This window comes from Sediminibacterium sp. KACHI17 (assembly GCF_040362915.1).
Lineage (GTDB): Bacteria > Bacteroidota > Bacteroidia > Chitinophagales > Chitinophagaceae > Sediminibacterium.
Genome location: NZ_AP029612.1, coordinates 1,858,224 through 1,880,116 on the forward strand (window position 1 = coordinate 1,858,224; position 21,893 = coordinate 1,880,116).

Below are 21,893 nucleotides of genomic sequence, written 5' to 3' on the forward strand. Positions count from 1 at the left end.
GTATAAAAAAACCATCGCCAAAACAGCGATGGTTTGAACAGTAATAAGGTTATAACAAGTATCTCTTAGTGTTTGTTTTCCACCGCACCTTCACTCTTATGGGTAGAATCAGCATGTGTACCTGCAGCGGCACCATGTGATCCATGCTCTTTCTTCTCAACTTTGATGGTGCTTTGTTCTTTGAAATAAGGATCGTAAGTATTACGCAAATTTCTGAAAGAATTACCATCAGCCAGGAATGCGATGATGAACCAAATGAATAAAGCCAAAGGAACCACGATCGTCATGATCAGGTTTTTGATCTCATGTTTCAGGTGCATGAAATATCCAACGATATAAAAAGCTTTGGCAAGCATCAGGATAATGATGGCACCTTTGATGGCGAATCTTAATCCTTCACTTTCCATACCAATCATCCAGAAACCGAGTACCAGTTCTATGATGGTTAAAACAGAGAGGATGATGGTTACTTTTTTGATCTCGCTGGTACCACCACCATGTGTTTCTTCGTGACCTACTGAATGTGACATATCAATATCTTAATTAAATGAATGAATGTTTGACTAAACCAGATAAAAACAGGTGAATACGAATACCCATACCAGATCTACAAAGTGCCAGTACAAACCTGCTTTCTCGATCATCAGGTAATGTCCACGCTGTTCGAACTTATCCATCAGTGTCATGATCAGCATCACGATATTGATGATCACTCCAGAGAATACGTGGAAGCCATGGAAACCAGTGATCGTAAAGAAATAATTGGTAAAATTGGTTGAAGAAGCGGTTCCATCTGCATTTAAGAATGGATTGCTACCCCACCATGCACCTTCATGATGTAAATGTGTCCACTCCCAAGCCTGACAACCTAAGAATGCCAAACCACCTATGATGGTCCAGATCAGGTTTTTCACTACCCCTTTTTTATCCATGTTATGTCCGGCATGCACGGCCAATACCATGGTAACTGAACTGATGATCAGGATAAAGGTCATGATACTAACGAATACCAACGGTGCATTTACTCCTTCGGGAGCAAAAGGGAAGCTTTTAAAGACCTCATTCGGGTCAGGCCATCCATTGGTTGAGAAGCGGATGGTACCATAAGAGATCAGGAAAGCTCCAAATGTGAAGGCATCACTCATGAGGAAATACCACATCATCAGTTTACCATACTCCACATTGAAGGGACTCTTTCCTCCACCCCACAATTTGGTTGTTGTTGCAGTTGTTGTCGTTGCCATGATCGTTCTAAAAATTTCGTTACAAAAATATTGGCTGTTGTTCAAAAAAGGTGAATAAACCCTAACTTTTTCTTGAACTATCCGATCCAGTTATAAAAGATGAACAGATAGATCCAGAGTATGTCTACAAAGTGCCAGTAAGTACCTGCTACTTCCACCGGAATAGCGCTGTACGACTTCACTTTGCTGCTATAAGCACGAATAAACATCACCAGTAAAGCGATCACTCCACCCAGTACGTGCACCATGTGCAAACCGGTGATCACAAACAAAAAGGAGGCCGCTGAATTGCTTTTGGGTCCAATAAGCGCAATACTGCGAGCTTCAAGGTCATTAAAACCCATGTATTGAAGAATAATGAATAAGAGACCCAGTGCCGCAGTTACTGTTATCAGTGTACGATAACGCCCCATCTCTCTTGCTTTAAACGCTTTTGTAGCCAGGTGCATGGTCAGGCTGCTGACCAAAATCACGACTGTTGAATACCAGAATACGATCGGAAGGTCAAACTCCAACCAGCTACTCTGGTTCTTTTTTACGATGTAAGCACTTGTCAATCCGGCAAAAGCCATCACAATGCTTCCCATGGCCACCCACATGGTGAATTTGTGTGGGTGAATCCTTTTCGGTTCGTTTGTTGTCGCACTTGTCATCATCTCAGTTTTTTTGTGAATGGTGAGTAGTCAGTAGTGAGTAGTGAGTCCTTTTCTATTCACTACTGACTATTCACTACTCACTATTTTATTTTATCCGCCAGCAGAGCAAGCAATACGATCGGCAGATAGATATAACTGCTGAACATGACTCTTCTGGCTGCTTTTACGTCCATGTCTTTATACAACCTGATACTTTGTACTACCATGAATAAGTTGGCAGCAATGAGTATCCACATACTTGTTTCACCTGTCAATCCAAAGTAATAAGGCAAAATACCCACTGGTATCATTAATACCGAATACATCACTGCTTGTAAAGCGGTGAATTTAGTAGGACCCAGGTCTGAAGGCAGTAGTTTAAATCCTGCCTTACTATAATCACTATGAGCCACCCAGGCAATCGCCCAGAAATGCGGGAACTGCCAAAGGAATTGTATGCCGAATAATATCCATCCACCCGGACCAAAATCATCATTGCCTGCTACCCATCCGATCAAGCAAGGTAACGCTCCCGGAAAAGCCCCTACCAATACCGCTATCGAATTGATCTTCTTTAGTGGTGTATAGATATATGCATAGAGAAACAAACTGAAGGCAGACAATAAAGCAGATGACAGGTTGAAAAAATACCACATCATCACTACTCCCAACAATCCTGCGATCAAAGCGAATATGTAAGCTTCTTGTTGTTTCATTCTGCCATTTGCTACCGGTCTTTTACCGGTGCGTTTCATCATGGCATCTGTATCTTTTTCTACTGCCTGATTGATAGCGTTAGCACTTCCAGTCACTAACATACCTGCAATGAAAAGAACTACGATCATCCCCAGATCATACTCCACAACTTTTGGAGCCAGCAGATAACAAACCACACAAGAAAAAACCACTGTAAAGCTCAACGTAAACTTGATGAGCTGGAAGTAGTCTTTTACTTTGGCCGCTACTGAGAACGAAGCGGAATCTTTGGTGTCTGCTGTCATGTATCTTAAGGGTATCTTATAATTGGAATATCCATTTCTTTTCTCTGCGAACCTTCCTATCTGCTTCTGATATCCATGCTTTGAATCTTAAAAACAATGCTCCCGATGATCGGGAGCATTGTCAATATGGGTAACCTGCGATTATTAAATGATGCAGGTGACTGATCTGTTAATGATGACTTTCATCTGCTCCCACCGGTGTTGTCTGTGCAATGAATTCTTTGCCATCCTTACCGTAATCATAAGCCCAACGATGTACTTCAGGAATTTCTCCCACCCAGTTACCGTGACCAGGTTTGATCGGTGTTGTCCATTCCAATGTAGTAGCACCCCATGGATTCAATGTCGTCACTTTTCTTCCTTTGAAAATAGAATAGAAGAAGTTGAACAAGAACAATAACTGTACTGCGAATACGATCATTGCCACTGTGCTGATGAATCTGTTCAGTTCAGCAAATTGCTTGAAGCTTTCCCAGATGCTGTAATCGTAATAACGACGTGGCATACCTGCCAGACCTTCATAGTGCATTGGCCAGAAGATCAGGTAAGCACCGGCGATGGTTACCCAGAAGTGAATATAACCCATCGTGTTATTCAGGTAACGGCCATACATTTTAGGGAACCAGTGGTAAATACCTGCGAACATACCGAACATAGAAGCTACACCCATTACAATATGGAAGTGTGCGATTACGAAATAGGTATCGTGCAGATGGATATCCAATGCTGAGTTACCTAACCAGATACCTGTTAAACCACCGGAGATGAATAAGCTCACAAATCCGATCGCGAACATCATACCCGGAGTGAAACGAATATTACCTCTCCATAATGTTGTTAACCAGTTGAACACTTTGATAGCAGATGGTACTGCGATCAGCAATGTCAACAGTACGAAGATGGAACCTAAGAAAGGATTCAATCCAGTCACGAACATATGGTGTGCCCATACTAAGAACGCAAGGATTGCGATCGCGAACAATGATCCGATCATCGCCATGTAACCGAAGATCGGTTTACGAGAGTTCACAGAAAGAATCTCTGATACCATACCCATGGCAGGCAACAGGATAATGTATACTTCAGGGTGTCCTAAGAACCAGAACAAGTGCTGGTAAAGGATAGCGCTACCACCTTCATTAGGCAATGCACCTACACCATTGATGAAAATATCTGACAGATAGAAACTGGTTCCGAAGTTTCTGTCGAAGATCAACAGAATAAAACCAGAGAATAATACAGGGAATGATAATACACCCAATACTGCAGTGAAGAACAATGCCCAGATGGTCAAAGGCATACGAGTCATGCTCATACCTTTTGTACGCATGTTCAATACAGTAGCGATATAGTTCAAACCACCCAATAAAGAGGATACAACGAATAATGCCATTGAGATCAGCCACATATCCATACCGATCTTAGAACCCGGTGATGCATCACCCAAAGCACTTAACGGAGGATAAGCTGTCCAACCACCACTGAATGGACCTGTCTCTACGAACATAGAAGACAACATCACGATACTAGCTGCGAAGAAGAACCAGTAGCTCAGCATATTCATGAAAGGAGATGCCATATCACGTGCACCTACTTGTAAAGGAATCAGGAAGTTGGCGAATGTACCACTCAAACCGGCGGTCAATACGAAGAATACCAGAACGGTACCGTGTGTTGTAACCAAAGCATAGTAAGCTTCCGGAGTGATACGACCACCTTTGGCCCATTTACCAAGGATATCTTCTAACCATGGGAAAGTAGCATCAGGATAACCCAGCTGCAAACGGAAGAGAACGCTCATCAAACCACCCAATACAGCCCAAACCATACCGGTGATCAGGAACTGTTTAGCGATCATTTTATGATCCTGACTAAACACATACTTCGTGATGAAAGTCTCATGATGGTGATGCTCATGATGATGATCGCCATGACCCTCGTGTGTGGCCACTGCTCCATGTGCATGCACTACTGCTTCGTTACTCATAATCTTCTTTTAAAAATTTCTATCAATGATAACAACCGATCGCTATTACGGTTGAACAATGTTTTACAATTTGGCTACTGCTTTCTTAGCTGCTTCAACAGGTTTAGCAGAAGCTGTTTTTACGCTGTCAGTGGCCGGCTTTGGAGCTGCAGGATCTTTATCAGGAAACTGCTGAACATAGTATGGCTTTTGTTTCACCATCCATGCATCATACTCTTCTTGCTCTACTACTTCGATCACACCTTTCATTGAGTAGTGACCATTACCACACATCTGGTCGCAACTGATCTCATATTGGAAATCAGGATTACCAGTCATTTCTTTCATTTCTTTGGTCGTATACTTAGGCGTAAACCACATTGTTGTAGGAATACCAGGAACCGCATCCATCTTCATACGGAAATGAGAAAGACCTACGTCATGGATCACATCTCTAGAACCAATGATCAGTTTAACAGGCTTACCTTTTACCAGATACATGGTTTGTTCCATTACCACATCATCATGTGCTAATTCATCTTCCCAGATCAGACCTAAGCTATTAGATGCATTGTCAATGTTCTTATAATATTTTTTACCGAAAGAACCATCTTTACCCGGGTAGCGATAGATCCATCCGAATTGCTTTCCGGTTACTTCTACGACCATTGCATTTTGCGGAGGCTCACCGGTAAAGAGGAACCAGTTACGCAAACCGATCACAACCAATACAGTTAATGCGATAGCAGGAATAACAGTCCAGATAATCTCCAACTTATTATTATGCGGAAAGAAGAAAACTTTGCGAGTATCACTCTCCTGATATTTATAAGCAAACCAGAATAAAATGATCTGTGTAATGATGAATACAATACCGGTAACAGCCAATGTAACCCATAACATAGAATCTACACGTGCTCCCTCAACGCTGGCTGCATCCTGAACCAACAAGGTTTTACCATAGTACAGTTCATTACAATACCATACGCCGATCAGTCCCAATACCAGAAAACCTATCATCAGGAATCCGTTGATCTTGTTATTCTGCTTACGGCTAACTTCTTCTCCTTTTAGTACTGAAACATATTCACTCGCTTTAGCGATCTGGAAGATCACTACAAAGATCAGTACGATTACGGCTGCTGTTAAAAACATTGTCATAATGCTATCAGTATTTAATCAATTTGATATGCCTGAGGCAACCAAATTTTCAAATTTTCAAATTTTCTTCATCCATGTCCTTTCGGACAAATGCTAACTACACCTGGTGAATCACACTCTCTTTCAGGAAAGGATGATATTTTGGAACCAATGGTTTTTTAGTAAGCGCTTTTCCTACACCCAGGATCATCATACCTACAAACAAGCTCAGAATTCCAAAATCCAACCAGCCTAAAGTCACGTGTTCTTTAGACAGACTTCCCATGATCATTTGGTAAAAATCGATCCAATGCCCAAAGATGATCAATACTGCCATAAAAGTTACAAGTGTGTAATTTCTCTTCGCTGAGCGTTTCATCAGGATCAACAAAGGACACAAGAAGTTGATGATCAGGTTCAGGAAGAAGATTCCTTTATATGGACCTTGTACTCTGTGTTTGAAGTAAACAGTTTCTTCAGGAATATTTGCATACCAGATCAGCATGTACTGAGAGAACCATAAGTAAGTCCAGAAGATTGAGAATGCAAACATGAACTTACCGATATCATGCAGGTGTTCCTGAGAAGTTAATTCGAGGTATCCTTTGTTCTTCAGGTAGATCACCCAAAGAGCGATCAAAGACATACCCGATACAAATGAACTTGCAAAAGTATACCAGCTATACATGGTAGAGTACCAGTGTGCATCGATACTCATCATCCATAACCAAGGAATAGTAGAACCTACGGTCAATGCGAACCATACAGTAAATAAAGCTGCACGAACTGTATTTCTCCAGATAAAACTTGCACCTTTTTCCGCATCCATCGGAGCTTCATCTGCTTCACTGCTCAACTGACGCATTCTCCAACCTAAAATACTCCAAAGACCAATGGTCAAAGTAGTCCAAACGATGAAGAATACAGGATTCAAGAATCCTGCTTTTCCTTTCAGGATCGGGTCATTGGCAACTGCTTCGCTATCTAACCAATGATAGATATGGTGTTTATGTCCAACAACAACATAGATCAAAACTGCAAAAGTAATGGCACCGAAAATAGGTACCATAGTAGAAATGGCTTCCGGAATACGACGGAATGATTGCTGCCATCCGCCCATCGCCATTGTAGTAACGCAGATAAAGAACATACTGGCATTACAAACCAGTGTCCAGAAAATGGTATTGTACATCAGGGTTCCCCAGAAAATGGTTTGCTCATGTTCATCAGAACTGAAACCTTTGATCACGAGTCCGGCGATCAGCGCTACAAGACCAACGCCAATAAGGGCATATGACCATGTTTTCATCTTTCCGGGTATCTCAAATTGCGTTTTGATAGATGCCATTTTTATTCTTTTAGAATCGGTTGTTATATTTTTTCCGGGCTTCAGTCCGGATCTATTTAAAAGTTCGGACTATATTTTACCGGCACTATTTCTTATTTCGCGGCTGTTGTTGTAGCAGCTGCAGCTTTTGCTTCTTTTTGTTTGTTCTTGATGTACTTGATCACCATCCAGCGTTGCTTACGACTTAACTGAGAAGCGTAAGACCCCATCATGTTCTTCCCATAAGCTACAGAGTAGAACATTTGTCCTTCTGGCATTGATTCATATTTAGCATCGCCTACCAGTGTAGCAGGTTTTGCAGCATAGGGTCCATTACCATCTTTGTAAAGCGGACCATTACCATCCAGCTTGGCACCATGACAGATACCACAGTTGATCTGATACAAGCGCTCAGCTTCGATGGTCTCAGCTTCGCTCATAGAATCGATCGGATTCAGCACTGCTCTTGATGCATAGTAGTTAGTCGTATCACCGGGAGCATCTTTGGCGATATGGAAAGGCAATTCAGCACCGCGAGGCATGGTACCTTCAACAGGCATTGCTGTGTAATGAATTCCTTTCTCGGTCAGATTGCTATAATCTGAGTAAGATTCGTAGGCACGGCTATAAGCCATATCAGGCATATAAATGGTACCTGGCGTACGCTTAACATCACTACAAGCTACGATGGTAGTTGCAGTGGCAGCAAGAGCTATGATCAATAATTTCTTCATCTTCTTTCTTATTCAAAAATTAAGCAGCAACGATTTCTTTATTTTCAAAGGGCATTTCGTCTTTGTCGTAACGACCTAACCACCAACCATCTTCAGCGATCTGAACATCTGTTTCTACTGCGCCATTGCTGGTGAGAAATGCTTTCAGATCATCGGTATTGGTTTTATCAGTACACTCGATCACCATTACAAACAGATCATCTGTTGCACGGGGATGGAAATGATGTTTCTTCACAAAAGGAGCCAGCTGACACAGGTAGCAGAAAGTCAGTACCATACCTACCGCCGCAAACAATACGGTCAATTCGAACATGATAGGTACCCATGCAGGTAATGCAAAGTGAGGTTTACCACCAATATTCAAAGGCCAGTCGCGGGTAAAGATCCAACTGATGCAGCTCAATGCTGTTGTTGTACCTGTGATACCATAGATGAAACCTGCAGTATGCAAACTGGTCTCTCTCAATCCCAGCGCATGATCCAATCCATGTACTGCAAACGGTGTGTATACATCATGGATCTTGTAACCTGAAGTACGAACTTTCTTCACCGCAGGAAACAAAACTGCTTCATCATCAAAACAGCCTACTACGAATTTCTTTTTTGCCATTTTTATTGCTTTTAGCTTTTAGCTGCTAGCCGCTAGCTTTTATTTCTTGCCTATTTTATTAGGCCTTTATACAATTCTTTTATGCCAGTTCTCACACTCACTCTTAGTGATGAGCTTGTTCATGTACAAACTCTTCCAATTTCTGCTCTTCAATATTGCCCATCTTATTCTTATATCCTTCACCGGTAGTTTTCAATACATACTTGATCTCTGCGATCGCAATTACCGGGAAGTATTTCGCGAAGAGGAAGAAGCAGGTAAAGAACAATCCGAATGTACCGGCATAGAAACCGATCTCCCAAATGGTTGGGCTATAGTATACTGACCAGCTTGATGGTAAATAATCACGATACAATGAAGTAACGATGATCACAAAACGCTCAAACCACATACCGATGTTTACGATGATACTCATGAAGAAGGTCACGAACAGGTTTCTTCTCATTTTGCGGAACCAGAAGATCTGCGGACTCAATACGTTACATGCCATCATACCCCAGTAGCTCCATCCATATGGACTGAACAGGTAAGCACGGCTATACCAGAATGTGTATCCTTCATATTTGTTTTGGCTGTACCAACCCATGAATAACTCAGTGAGGTAAGCAACACCCACAATAGAACCTGTTAATACGATCACCTTGTTCATCGCTTCGATGTGACCCATGGTGATATAATCTTCCATTCCGAATACTTTACGAACGATCACCATCAGTGTTTGTACCATCGCAAATCCGGAGAAGATCGCACCCGCAACGAAGTATGGCGGGAAAATCGTTGTATGCCAACCAGGAATTACTGAAGTAGCGAAGTCAAAGGATACGATCGTGTGTACAGACAATACCAGTGGCGTACTCAAACCGGCCAAAACCAATGAGAGACTTTCATGACGCTGCCAGTGTTTGGTAGAACCTGTCCAACCAAAAGATGCAAGACCATACAAACGCTTACGCAGTTTTGTAAAGGCACGATCACGAACGGTTGCAAAGTCAGGGATCAAACCAGAATACCAGAATAAAAGAGATACAGTAAAGTAAGTAGAGATCGCAAATACGTCCCACAGAAGTGGAGAGTTAAAGTTCACCCACAAAGGACCACGTGTGTTTGGATATGGAAGTACGAAGAACGCCATCCATACACGACCCATGTGGAAGATCGGGAACTGACCCGCACACATTACCGCGAAGATGGTCATCGCTTCCGCAGCACGGTTCACACCTGTTCTCCAACCCTGACGGAACAATAACAAGATCGCTGAGATCAGTGTACCCGCGTGACCGATACCTACCCACCATACGAAGTTGGTGATATCCCAACCCCATCCAATGGTCTTATTCAGGTTCCACTGTCCGATACCGTAAGTTACCTCACGATAAACGCTGTATACACCAAACAACAAAAGGGCTACAGAGATATAAAAACCGATGTACCATAATCTGGTAGGCTTGGCTTCAATAGGCTTAACGATGTCTTCAGTTACCTGATGGTAAGTTTTGTCACCGTACACCAACGGTTCTCTAAGCTGTGATTCGTACTTTAAATGCATCTGGTCTTATTTTGGTCCATGGGCCAGATTAATGGTCCATAGTTATTTTAGATCTTTTGTCAATGGTGAATTGTGAATGGTGAAAAATTGACAATTCACAATTCACTCTTATGCGTGTTCTGCTTCTTTTTTAGTTTCATGCTTTGCTTCACCATGCGCCGATTCTGTGTTACGCACTTTTGCGAGATAAGTAACACCCGGTAATACGTGCAGCTGCTCTAATACGTAGAACTGACGATTCGGATTCTCGGTTCTCACCATGGTGATAGCACTATGTTTATCATTTGCATTACCAAAAGTGATCGCGTTTGTAGGACATGCCTGCTGACATGCAACTTTGATATCGCTGTCTACCAATGGTCTGCTTTCTTTCTTCGCTTTCAACTTGCTCTCTTGTAAACGCTGTACGCAGAATGAACATTTTTCGATCACACCACGTGAACGTACAGTTACATCCGGATTCAGTACCATGCGGGTCAGATCATCATTCATGTTCAACACCACATCATTCACAATACCTTCCTGATTGTTACCAAAGCTGTCAGAGCCAGTATAATCAGACCAGTTAAAACGACGTACTTTATACGGACAGTTGTTCGCACAATATCTTGTACCGATACAACGGTTATAAGTCATTTGGTTAAGACCTTCTGAGCTGTGGTTGGTAGCAGCTACCGGACAAACGTTCTCACAAGGAGCGTTATCACAGTGCTGACACATCAGCGGCTGGAATACTACGTTTGGATTATCCATATCACCGCTGTAATAACGGTCGATACGTAACCAATGCATTTCATGTCCGCGTAATACTTCAGGCTTACCTACTACAGAAACGTTGTTCTCAGCATTACAAGCCACCACACAAGCACCACAACCGGTACAAGTGTTCAGGTCTACGCTCATACCCCATTTGATACCCGGTCTGTCATAAACAGGATAAATGGTACCCTGACTTTCGAACTTCTCCAATCCACCCCAAGGCTTCAATTCATGATCACGCTCTTCGCGGATCTCTGTTGGATGTTTCTTATAGTCAGCAAGTGTCAATTCTTTCATTACCTCGGTACGATTACCTTGAGTGGTATCATAACGATTGTGTGTTTGTGTCAATGCAACCGGATATTTTTCACCAGTTACAGTGATTTCAACACTGCTATTGCTAAAGCTTACTACACCATTGCTGATGCTTGCCAGCGGGAATGCATTTTGTCCAACACCTGCAGCTGCCTTACCAATATTATTGCTACGGCCATATCCTACAGCGATACCGATGGTATCAGGATGTGTACCTGGGATGATCAATACAGGCAGTGAAATTTCTTTACCATTGGCAACTACTTTCACCACTTTCTTTGGAGGATTCACTTCATAAGCATCCGCTTGTCCGCCATTGTTCAAATCGATATCCAAAATGGTTCTCGCCAATGCAGGAGAAACAATTACGTAGTTATCCCAAGTAGCACGTGTTACCGGATCCGGCAACTCTTGTAACCATGGGTTAGAAGCACCTTGTCCGGCACCGATACCTACTTTTTCATACAACACCAATTCATACTTACCACCTTTCTTACCTGATGTAGCAGCAGCTACTGCAGCTCCTACAGATGCTCCGTTGAAAGAGCCCGGCTTGGTTGCTGACTCACCTAAGCTGATCACACCATCTTGCAATGCTTTATCCCAACCGGTTTGTCCGCCCAGTTTAGCACTCCAGAAGTTTTTCAGATACGCGAGATAATCAACTGTATTTCCACTCCACTTCAGCAGGCTATCTTGCCACTGACGTGTTTTGAATAAAGGATAGATCGTAGGTTGAATGAAAGAGAAGTGACCGGTTTTTGCTTCAGCATCTCCCCAGCTTTCCAGGTAGTGATGATCAGGTACTACGAACTTGCACAGTTCAGCAGTTTCATCCATTTTAGAAGCAAAAGAAACAGTTGTTCTTACTTTTTTCAGTCCGGCTTTGAATTTCTCAGCATCGAACCAAGTATAAGCAGGGTTTGCACCATAGATCAATAAAGTGTTCACAATACCTGCATTCATGTCTTCTACCAATCTCACAAAATCAGCATCAACACCAGCACGCTGGTGATTCATAACACCCCAGTTGATGGTAGTTCCACCAGCACCGATGGTGTTGTTGATCGCATTAACAATGATCTGAACATTCACGTCATTGCTTCCTGCTACCACTAATGCAGCACCTTTATTTTCATTCAGTGCTTTTGCAGCTTTTTCAATACCCGCTTTCAGTTTTGCATCACTGATTCCGGTTACACCCTGACCATTTACTGCGCTTAATAAAGCAGCAGCGATAGCACCTGTTTCAGATGGACGGTGTAAGTATTTTTCATCGGCATTAGAACCGGTCAGAGAAGCAACAGATTCAAAATGAATATGCTTGCTCATGCTTGGGTTCTTCTCGTCGATCTTTTTACCGGTAGCATATTGTTTAGAGAATTCAACCGGACTTAACCAGGTACCGAGGAAATCAGCGCCTAGGCTCACGATCGCTTTTGCATTCTCAAAATGATAAGAAGGAATACCGCGAACACCATAAGTAGCTTCATTCGCCAGTAACATTGCACTGTAAGAAACAGCATCATAGGTTACGTGTCGGCTACCTGGATTCTTGGCAAGGAATTCAGCAATAATAGCTTTGGTAGAAGGAGATGTGATAGTGCTGGTTAAGATCACCACATTACCACCCACCGCACCGGCTAGTGCTTTATCGATTGCTTCGAATGTCACCTCCTTGCCATCGATGGTAGGGAAACGTAAACGAGCAGTATCATAAAGGTCTAACACCGAAGCCTGAACACGGGCAGATGTACCACCTTTTGTGATCGGGCTCAGGTCATTACCTTCAATTTTAATAGGACGACCATCACGCACTTTCGCCAAAACGCTTACCACATCACCGTCTTGTACGTAAGTGGTAGCATAGTAATTGGAGATACCAGGAACGATATCTTCAGGCTTATTAGCAAAAGGAATGGCTTTCTTTACGGGCATTTCACAACTAGCAGCTACGGCAGCAGCAGCAGTACTAAAACCCAGGTACTTCAGAAAGTCTCTGCGCGGAGCAGCTGTTTCCAGGAAACTCTTGCTTTCATCACCTACAAAAGGCAATTCTTCCTTGAATTCGTCTTTCACTTCTTTATTGTAAGCCTCAGACTGATTCAGCTCTCCAAAACTTTGCCAGTACTTTTTTTCCATTGTATTAGTTTGAAAATTTGTCCCGATCAGATCGGGATGAAAATTGGGTGATCGTTATCCGCTCATCCCAACCTTCTTTCGGTACAATATCTAAATCTTAATTCTAATTGAGTTCTATTCTGCCTTACACAGAACGATTAATAGTGACATTTCTGACATTCAGTACCACCGATCGCTTCCACAGTAACACCTTTGGTGCTATCCATTTTTCCACTCTTCAGATCCTGATGGTATTTCTCGTAAATGCTATAGAAACCATTGTCTTTGAACTGAACCTGTGTTTCGCGGTGACAGTTGATACACCAGCCCATGCTCAGATCGCTGAACTGCTTTACTTCACCCATTTTCTGGATCTCACCATGACAGGTCTGACATTCTACCTTACCTGCTTTTACGTGCTGAGAGTGGTTGAAGTATACGTGATCAGGCAGGTTGTGGATACGAACCCATTCAATTGGTTTTGCCTTAGAAGGATCCCAAGGTTTACCGGGCTCAAAACCTGCATATTTGTATAATTTTTGAATTTCTGCGGTACCATTGATCTCTTTACCATCTTCAGTGTACATCTTTTCACCATTGTACTCATTGATAGACATGTGACAGTTCATACACACGTTCACTGAAGGAATGGTTGCTTGTTTACCCTGATAAACACCTACGTGGCAATATTGACAGTTGATCTGGTTGATACCTGCGTGTACTTTATGCGAATAATAGATCGGCTGTTCAGGCTGATAGTCTTTGCTACGACCCAATGCCATCGCACCTTTTGAGGTCAGATAACCACCCACTACGAACAGAATCACAGTGATCATAGCGATGTAGCTCTTATTTCTCCAGAAAGGAACAGGTTCAATCGGTCTGTGACCCTCACGCTCATCTGCCAATTTCTTCAGATTCGCGTTCACTTGCAATAAGATCAGGGCTACAACAGCCAGGATCAGGGTGAGGATACCAAATAATAAGGTATTATCACTTTCAGCAGCGGCAGCAGCGTTAGGATCTCCTGCAGCAGCGCCAGCAGTAGCACCAGCCGCACCCGGAGCAGGTACTGAATTGATGTATTTCAAAATAGCACCAATTTCCTCATCGGTCAGATTCGGGAACTGGTTCATGGCTGTTTTATTCCATGTATTATACAGGTCATTGGCGTACTTGTCTCCCGTTTTCAGGAAAGCGGCACTGTTCCTGATCCAAGAATACAAATTAGCCTTATTAGGCCAACGATCTTCCACACCAGCCAGAGCCGGACCGGTAGATGGCTTATGTACCTGGTGACAGGATGCACAGTTAGTAGTAAAGAGGGCTTTACCGTCTTGCGCCGATACTGTATTCACTGTTGAAAAACCCAAGAAAAGGAGTGCACTGAGCAGGCAGGTCTTGGTTATGCGTCTAAAAGATATCATATACACAAACGTGGTTCTTGGTGTGGAAAAATATCCGTGAACGGCTGCAAAAATATGACAGGATGCTGACAAAAACCAAACCTTGTAGAATTTTTTTTATCCTTATCTGGCTTGTGTTTCAGCGAATTGGTATAACAACGACATGATGAATGTCATGCTTTTGGTGCGAATATTTGAAATGCCACTGAAGACACAGAAGAACATTGAAAGAAGAAAAATATTCTGTGCCGTTCTGTGCACTCAGTGGCAAAAAAAACTAAAACTGAAAGTTTCCTCCTCTTTTTATCGCATTTTTGGCGCATGTTTCGTCGCCTGAAAGAAAAATGGAAGCTTACATGGACAGGTTTCATCCTCGTTTTCACCACATTTGCCCTCGGCGGAAGCCTTTGTGGTTATGCAGGAAAGAAGTTAATGGTCTTCACTTCTCTTGAAAAAGGCCCATTATACTATATCGTTTACATTATTATGGTCACCATCATTTGGCCTATTTGTGTATTGACGGTAAGTATTCCTATGGGACAATTCCCTTTTTTCAAAAAATATCTGGCGAAAATGTGGAAGAGGATCTCAGGGGGGGGCAAAAGTGAAAAGGGTGAAGTGAAAGGTGAAACGGAAGTCCATGGACCATGGACCATGGACCATGGACAAAATCCAAATCAGACATCAGACATCAAGCGTATAGCCATCTTCGCCTCTGGCGCAGGGAGTAATGCGGCTAAGATCATTGAGCATTTGAAAGATCATCCCAACATTCAGGTCGCACTCATTGTATGCAATAAACCGGGTGCAGGGGTGATCCAAATAGCGGCATCACATCAGATCCCCGTATTGATGATCGAAAAAGAAAAATTCTTTCGCGGCAACGCCTACGTAGATGAGATCCAACACAAAGAAGGTATTGACTTTATCGTATTGGCTGGATTTTTATGGAAAGTACCTACAGCACTCATTCATGCATATCCCAATAAGATCATTAATATACATCCCGCACTATTACCCAAATATGGTGGCAAAGGCATGTATGGAATGTATGTGCATCAGGCTGTGATCGAAGCAGGTGAAAAAGAAAGTGGCATCACTATACATTATGTGAACGAACATTTTGATGAAGGTGAAACCATCTTTCAAGCTAAATGTGAAGTGACACAAGAAGACACCCCTGAAACACTGGCACAAAAGATCCATCAACTGGAACATAACCACTTTCCAAGAATTGTGGAAAGCACTGTACTTGCGAAGATCTAATAACGATTGCATCTCCCTCTTCCATAAAATAATTCCTCGAATACTTGCAGGTATCAACTATTCCTTCTACTTTGTTCTATTAGCATAAGGTCTGTGTAGCAAGTCTAATATCATTTAAACATTCGCTTGATAACAAGCAGATGTTCACTATAACCCAACAACAGCATGAAACACACGCCTATGCGTAATGCCCTTCTATTGGCATGCGGTATCGTTCTTCTCTTTTTAATCTTCTGGGAAACTTATTTACGATCAACCGGTATCGGTATCTCCTATGACGACGGCCCCGAACTATGGACCCATAAACGTTCGCTGGTAACAAAAGAACAGGATAAGGCTACTGTATTTATCGGATCTTCCAGGAATAAATATGATCTGGACATCGAAACATGGAGATCATTGACCGGTGAAGATGCCATTCAGCTCGCTTTTGAAGGCACTTCTCCAATGCCGGTTTTGAACGACCTGGCCAATGATGATCAGTTCAAAGGAAAATTAATGATCGATGTCACTGAGATGCTCATCTTCTCTCCTAATCCGGATGACTCGAGATTGGCTACCAAAGCCCTTGATTACTATAAAAATATTACACCGGCACAATGGTTTAGTTTTCGAGTAAATAAAATTTTAGAATCACAGTTTGTTTTTTTGGAACGTGATTATTTTTCTACCAAAGCACTCTTAAAACGAATCAATATTCCATCTCGTACGGGAATGGAAAAAGAACCACTGTTCCCGATTGATTTTGGAAGGATCACTTTTGATCGTCAAGATAAAATGTCTGCGAAGTTCTTGAAGGAGGTCTCCATTCAGGATAGTGTAAAACACATCTGGTCGTATTACAGCAGAATGGGAGCGAAACAACCACCTCCTACAAAAAAATCAATCGACTCTCTATTTCAAGTGATTCAAAAAGATGTACAAAAAATAACTGCCAGAGGCGGTAAAGTGATCTTTGTAAGAACCCCTTCAAGTGGTGTATTCCTGCAAATAGAACAACAAATTTTCCCAAGAGAACATTTCTGGAACAGAATACTCACCATGACAGGAGCCCCGGGTATTCATTTTATGGATTATCCAGAACAACAATTGATTTGTCCGGAAGACTCCCATCTCTCTCCCACTGATGCCATCACTTACACAAAAAGTTTGGTCAGGATACTCGAAACAGAGAAAGGATGGAGTTTCCCCAACAAAACAAAAAGTAATTAATCACCCTCACCCAACTACTACTTTATGGTTTTCAATTCATATACATTCATCGTTTTCTTTCTTGTGATGATGGGACTCTACAATCTTCCCATATCATGGAAATCGAGAAAGATCATTTTACTGTTAGGCAGTTATCTTTTTTATGCAGCATGGAATCCACCTTTTATATTATTGCTCTGGCTATCTACTGTTGTTGATTTTTTTGTAGGCCGTGCTTTGTACACACAAGAGAATAAAGCCAAGAAGAAATTATTACTTGTGGTCAGCCTGATCGGAAATCTCGGTATGCTATGCTTCTTCAAATATGGTGGTTTCTTATTGGACAACTTTGTACTGCTTGTGAATGCATTAGGCATGGATTATCATCCCGCTAAACCCAATATCATTCTTCCCGCAGGTATTTCTTTTTATACGTTTACAACGCTTTGCTACACCATCGACATGTATAAAAAAGAAAGCAAGCCGGTAAAATCACTACTCGATTTTTCCCTGTTTGTTACTTTCTTTCCGCATCTTGTTGCAGGTCCGATCGTTCGTCCACCACAACTCGCACCACAATTTGAATCACCAAAAAAAGCAACTGCTCAGCAGATCTATGAAGGTTTATTTCTTTTATCACTAGGATTATTCATGAAAGTGGTACTTGCAGATGGTATGCTTGCTTCACCGGCTGACACTGTATTTGGCGCACAGAAATCGTTACATACACTCGATGCATGGCTCGGTGTACTTGCATTCTCAGGTCAGATCTTTTTTGATTTTGCAGGGTATTCTACCTGCGCCATCGGCGTTGCAGCCTGTATGGGCTTTACATTACCGGAAAATTTCAAATACCCTTATGCTGCAACCGGCTTCTCCGATTTCTGGCGAAGATGGCATATTACATTATCAGCCTGGCTTCGCGACTATTTATATATTCCATTGGGCGGTAATAGAAAAGGCATCTTTCGCACTTATATAAATTTAATGATCACCATGTTACTGGGTGGATTGTGGCATGGCGCTAACTGGACCTTTGTAGTATGGGGAGCATTGCATGGTCTTTACTTGTGTATTGAGAAATTGATTCAGGATAGATCTCAAAAAAATGCTGTCCCGGAAGATGCTGCCATTGCATTATCAGGATGGAAAAAAAATATACCATCAGGATTCTTCAAAGCATTGTTTGTTTTCTTCCTGGTAAATGTGACATGGGTCTTTTTCCGCGCACCTGATTTTACATCCGCATGGCGCTTATTGATATCTATGTTTTCCAGTGTGGCAGACAGCATTGTTGTTTTGAATTCACTGGATGTAGTAACAGTAAGCATCGTTATAATAATAATGGTACTGTTTCATTGGCGCATGCGCAACACCAGTGTACTGCAAGCAGCGGCTAAAATGCCTGTTTGGCTGCTCGGTATTGTATGGTCGGCCATGCTTATCTTATTGATACTAAGCCAGGAAAGTAGTGGATCATTTATTTACTTCCAGTTCTAATCAAAGAAAGAATAAATGAGATGACAAGTTCTATTGTTTATCTCATTTATTCTTCCGAAATTTAAACAACAACAGGTCTTACCATCGCTAGGCTTTTTCCAATCGCAAGTGTGTTTTGCAATTCATTATTCAACCACAAAACCAATCGATATGGAAACAGGAACTTCCCCTTACCAATACACCATGGCTACTCGTGGGATTCTGGGTGGATTATTTGTAGGTATTGGTACTACCGTTATCAATCTTGCATTCGACCTGATCTACCGAAAAATAACAGGTTATGAATTTGCGGAATGGGTCAACATCAATTCTATCATTTACTTTACCATACCAACATTAATAGCCGCAGGTATTGTATATGCTGCAATGGTCGAGTATCTGAAAAAAGGAGCACTACTCTACACGCTGCTATGTATTTGCTTGGTCACCATTGTTGCATTTATTCCACTTGGACCTAATATGCTGCCTACCGGCGAAGCAATGCCCACCAGCGCACGCGGACTCACCATGGGTATTGAGATCATCACCGGTATTTCTGGTTGTTTTGCTCTTCCCTATTTTGCCAAACATCCGGATATCTGGGGGTGAGAAAATAAGAAACATAAAATAGGAAATAAGAAATGAGAAAGTAAAGTAGGTTGTATACTTTCTCATTTCTTATTTCATGTTTCTTATTTATTATTTCCTATTTCTACAGCTCTACTCTACGCATCTCATCCGTTGCAGTTTTCTGTTTAGCCGCTTTACCGGTTTTTCCAAAACGATAGGTGAAGGAAACAGTGAATACCCTGCTATCTCTTCGAAGAATAAAATATTCATCTGCATTCAAAAAATCTGTCATCCCCTCCATCCAGAAAGTACGGAAGATATCTCTGATAGAACAACGTAGTGTACCACTATTCTTCAACACAGGCATAGAAAGTCCTGCTGACAATTGTCCGAATGGATACAATTCTTCCTGCAGATCATTTCTTGAACGACCTGTATAGGTTCCTGATATTTCGCCATTGATCTTTTTACTGATACGAAACTGATTATTCATGTTAATGGTCAACTGTGAGATATCTGAACGATAATTGTTCCATACATAACCGATCAGTTTTTTATAAGTATAAATAGCTTCTGTATTCAGCGACCACCATCTGGTTGGCTTTGTAGTGAGCATAGCTGATAAAGTGAAATTATGCATCCGACCTACATTACCTTGTGTATATACCAATGAGCCATCAGGATCGGTCAGGAACAACTGCGAAAAATAATCCCTGATCAACGAGTAAGAAACCGTCGTATGTAGCAACTGCTTGTACTGATGCGACAATTCAAAATTCCAGGTGAACTGCGGTCTGAAGAAAGGATTCCCTCTTTCTAATGTATACTTATTAATGATGTTCACAAAAGGATTCAGTCGCTGAAAAGAAGGCCGATCAATACGTCTGCCAATAGATAATGAGAATGTGTGACTAGAATCTGCTTCATAAGTGATGAATCCGGATGGAAACAACCCACTATAGTTTCTGCTAAAGGAAGAATCTTTCACAACGATATTTCCTAATTGATTGGCATCATAGTGCGTGTATTCATATCTTAAACCGGCTTGGATCGTAAGTTTTTTAAACTTCTGCTCCAACATTCCATAAGCTGCATGAATTTTTTCCGAATACAAGAAATGATTACTCATGCCATAATTGGGCTTCCATGGTGAGTTGTTGATACTCATACTGTATGCCGCATCATTATCAGTATCGATCTTTGAGGTCTTAACACCTGCTTCAAACTTAGATTGTTTACTTAGATCCGCAGAATAGTTGGCAGTCAGTGACAGAATATTGATCAGTGATGGAATAAAGCCTTGCGTAGATTCAGTATAACCCATACTGCCTGTTCTGTCGCTTCGAAATAGTTGTTGGTTACTCAGATCATACCTGGCAGCATCTGCATCGATATTCAATTGAGTGGTCTTAGAAAGTTTATGTCTACTACCAATACCGATCGCTCCGGTCTGAAATTTATTTTCAGAATTTGCAACTGTTGAAACAGAAGAATCGATCACACCTTGTGGTGTCAGCCAATCTGCCTTTGCAGTATTCCTTCCTTTGCGATTGATCAATGAACCCGATAAAGAAAACACAAAACTGAGTCGATCCGTTGCCGCATATTCCGTTCCGTATTTGAATGTATGGTTCAACCCTTTGTTATTGAAAACCGTAGGTTGTTCCAGAATCGCAGTTGGATTTCCGACCGCATCGAAATACGTTCTTAGTGCATAGATATCTGTTTTGGTCTTGGAATAATTAAATCCGTATGAAAAGTAATGACTCCATTTATTGTATCGATAATTCAATAATAAAGAAGGATTCGTTCTCGGATACCAACCCAAAGCCGCAGCCAAAGTGATATTGCCATTGAATCCGATCTGCTTGCTTCTTTTTGTTTTGATATTAATGATACCAGAATTACCTGCAGCATCATATTTCGCAGAGGGATTGGTAATAAGTTCGATCTTATCTACCTGCGAAGTATTCATCGAGCTCAATAAATTGATCAAGTCAGCTCCTTGCAGGTAAGTAGGTTTATCATCGATCAATACCAATACACCGGATTTATTGCGCAAACTGATCCCATTATTACGATCGATCATGACGCCCGGTGACTTCTCCAATAATTCAACAACAGTAGTACCGCTATTGGTGGGTGACGCATCAGGATTAACAACAAGTTTCCCTTGCTCTCTTTGAATAAAAGGTTTTGACGATTGAACCACTACTTGTTTCAATTCAGAGATACTCTCCTTTAATTGAATTTCCAGATAGAGATCATTCTTCTCAACCAACACATTTGAAAGTATTTGAGCTGTGTATCCTGTAAAAGAAGCTTTGATATCATAAGCACCCAAAGTCACTTGGTCTAATACTGCTTCCCCATTCTTTTTACTGATAACAGATCGAATTTCCTTCCCTTTATCGATCAGCGCTATAACAGCACCTTCGATAGGCAACTGCTTCTCATCTGAAACTTTGATGATGATATTCCGTTGTTGGGCATACAGTGAGACTGATAAGACACAAATAAATCCTAATAAGACAAGTACTCTTTTCTTCATAGCGGGTTGAATGGACTACAAATATCCATTCA

Annotated in this window: 17 protein-coding genes; 4 read left to right on the forward strand and 13 right to left on the reverse strand. The window is 41.7% G+C overall.

Annotated features, from left to right (window positions below; all coding sequences use genetic code 11):
- Positions 1-65 precede the first annotated feature (65 nt).
- The 12 genes from ABXG83_RS08190 to ABXG83_RS08245 all read right to left on the reverse strand — a co-directional run bounded on the left by ABXG83_RS08190 (position 66) and on the right by ABXG83_RS08245 (position 14,756).
- The gene (locus ABXG83_RS08190; protein ID WP_353548367.1) at positions 66-530 is read right to left on the reverse strand and encodes a cytochrome C oxidase subunit IV family protein; all 465 of its coding nucleotides are present in this window, start codon (positions 528-530) and stop codon (positions 66-68) included.
- Between the two features lie 33 nt (positions 531-563).
- Positions 564-1,244 carry a cytochrome c oxidase subunit 3 gene (locus ABXG83_RS08195; protein ID WP_133474391.1) on the reverse strand — a complete coding sequence of 227 codons (681 nt, stop codon included), beginning with the start codon at positions 1,242-1,244 and terminating at the stop codon, positions 564-566.
- A gap of 77 nt (positions 1,245-1,321) precedes the next feature.
- Entirely contained in the window at positions 1,322-1,900 is a 579-nt protein-coding gene (locus tag ABXG83_RS08200; protein ID WP_353548368.1) for a heme-copper oxidase subunit III, read from the reverse strand.
- An 80-nt stretch (positions 1,901-1,980) separates the two neighbouring features.
- Positions 1,981-2,880: a heme o synthase gene (cyoE, locus tag ABXG83_RS08205; RefSeq protein WP_353548369.1), complete on the reverse strand. Its 900-nt coding sequence runs from the start codon at positions 2,878-2,880 to the stop codon at positions 1,981-1,983.
- A gap of 169 nt (positions 2,881-3,049) precedes the next feature.
- Entirely contained in the window at positions 3,050-4,867 is a 1,818-nt protein-coding gene (locus tag ABXG83_RS08210; protein ID WP_353548370.1) for a cbb3-type cytochrome c oxidase subunit I, read from the reverse strand.
- Between the two features lie 63 nt (positions 4,868-4,930).
- Entirely contained in the window at positions 4,931-6,007 is a 1,077-nt protein-coding gene (locus ABXG83_RS08215) for a cytochrome c oxidase subunit II (RefSeq protein WP_353548371.1), read from the reverse strand.
- Between the two features lie 97 nt (positions 6,008-6,104).
- Entirely contained in the window at positions 6,105-7,334 is a 1,230-nt protein-coding gene (locus ABXG83_RS08220) for a quinol:cytochrome C oxidoreductase (RefSeq protein WP_353548372.1), read from the reverse strand.
- Between the two features lie 92 nt (positions 7,335-7,426).
- Positions 7,427-8,047, reverse strand: a complete 621-nt coding sequence (locus ABXG83_RS08225) for a cytochrome c (protein WP_353548373.1) — start codon at positions 8,045-8,047, stop codon at positions 7,427-7,429.
- Between the two features lie 19 nt (positions 8,048-8,066).
- Positions 8,067-8,657, reverse strand: a complete 591-nt coding sequence (locus ABXG83_RS08230; RefSeq protein ID WP_353548374.1) for a DUF3341 domain-containing protein — start codon at positions 8,655-8,657, stop codon at positions 8,067-8,069.
- Positions 8,658-8,760: 103 nt separating this feature from the next.
- On the reverse strand, positions 8,761-10,203 hold the full coding sequence (gene nrfD, locus ABXG83_RS08235; RefSeq protein ID WP_353548375.1) for an NrfD/PsrC family molybdoenzyme membrane anchor subunit: 1,443 nt from the start codon (positions 10,201-10,203) through the stop codon (positions 8,761-8,763).
- A 108-nt stretch (positions 10,204-10,311) separates the two neighbouring features.
- Positions 10,312-13,419, reverse strand: a complete 3,108-nt coding sequence (locus ABXG83_RS08240; protein WP_353548376.1) for a TAT-variant-translocated molybdopterin oxidoreductase — start codon at positions 13,417-13,419, stop codon at positions 10,312-10,314.
- Between the two features lie 137 nt (positions 13,420-13,556).
- Entirely contained in the window at positions 13,557-14,756 is a 1,200-nt protein-coding gene (locus tag ABXG83_RS08245) for a c-type cytochrome (RefSeq protein WP_353548377.1), read from the reverse strand.
- A gap of 369 nt (positions 14,757-15,125) precedes the next feature.
- Here ABXG83_RS08245 and purN point away from each other — a divergent pair, with 369 nt between their 5' ends.
- The 4 genes from purN to ABXG83_RS08265 all read left to right on the forward strand — a co-directional run bounded on the left by purN (position 15,126) and on the right by ABXG83_RS08265 (position 19,349).
- Positions 15,126-16,070, forward strand: a complete 945-nt coding sequence (gene purN, locus ABXG83_RS08250; protein WP_353548378.1) for a phosphoribosylglycinamide formyltransferase — start codon at positions 15,126-15,128, stop codon at positions 16,068-16,070.
- 180 nt (positions 16,071-16,250) lie between these two features.
- Positions 16,251-17,282 (forward strand): hypothetical protein, encoded by a 1,032-nt coding sequence (locus ABXG83_RS08255; RefSeq protein WP_353548379.1) that lies wholly within the window; start codon positions 16,251-16,253, stop codon positions 17,280-17,282.
- Positions 17,283-17,306: 24 nt separating this feature from the next.
- Complete coding sequence (locus tag ABXG83_RS08260; protein ID WP_353548380.1) at positions 17,307-18,761, forward strand: MBOAT family O-acyltransferase; 1,455 nt, start codon at positions 17,307-17,309, stop codon at positions 18,759-18,761.
- Positions 18,762-18,911: 150 nt separating this feature from the next.
- On the forward strand, positions 18,912-19,349 hold the full coding sequence (locus tag ABXG83_RS08265; protein WP_353548381.1) for a hypothetical protein: 438 nt from the start codon (positions 18,912-18,914) through the stop codon (positions 19,347-19,349).
- A gap of 103 nt (positions 19,350-19,452) precedes the next feature.
- On the opposite strand, the gene ABXG83_RS08270 is transcribed toward ABXG83_RS08265, so the two are convergent.
- The gene (locus tag ABXG83_RS08270; protein ID WP_353548382.1) at positions 19,453-21,861 is read right to left on the reverse strand and encodes a TonB dependent receptor; all 2,409 of its coding nucleotides are present in this window, start codon (positions 21,859-21,861) and stop codon (positions 19,453-19,455) included.
- Between the last annotated feature and the right edge of the window lie 32 nt (positions 21,862-21,893).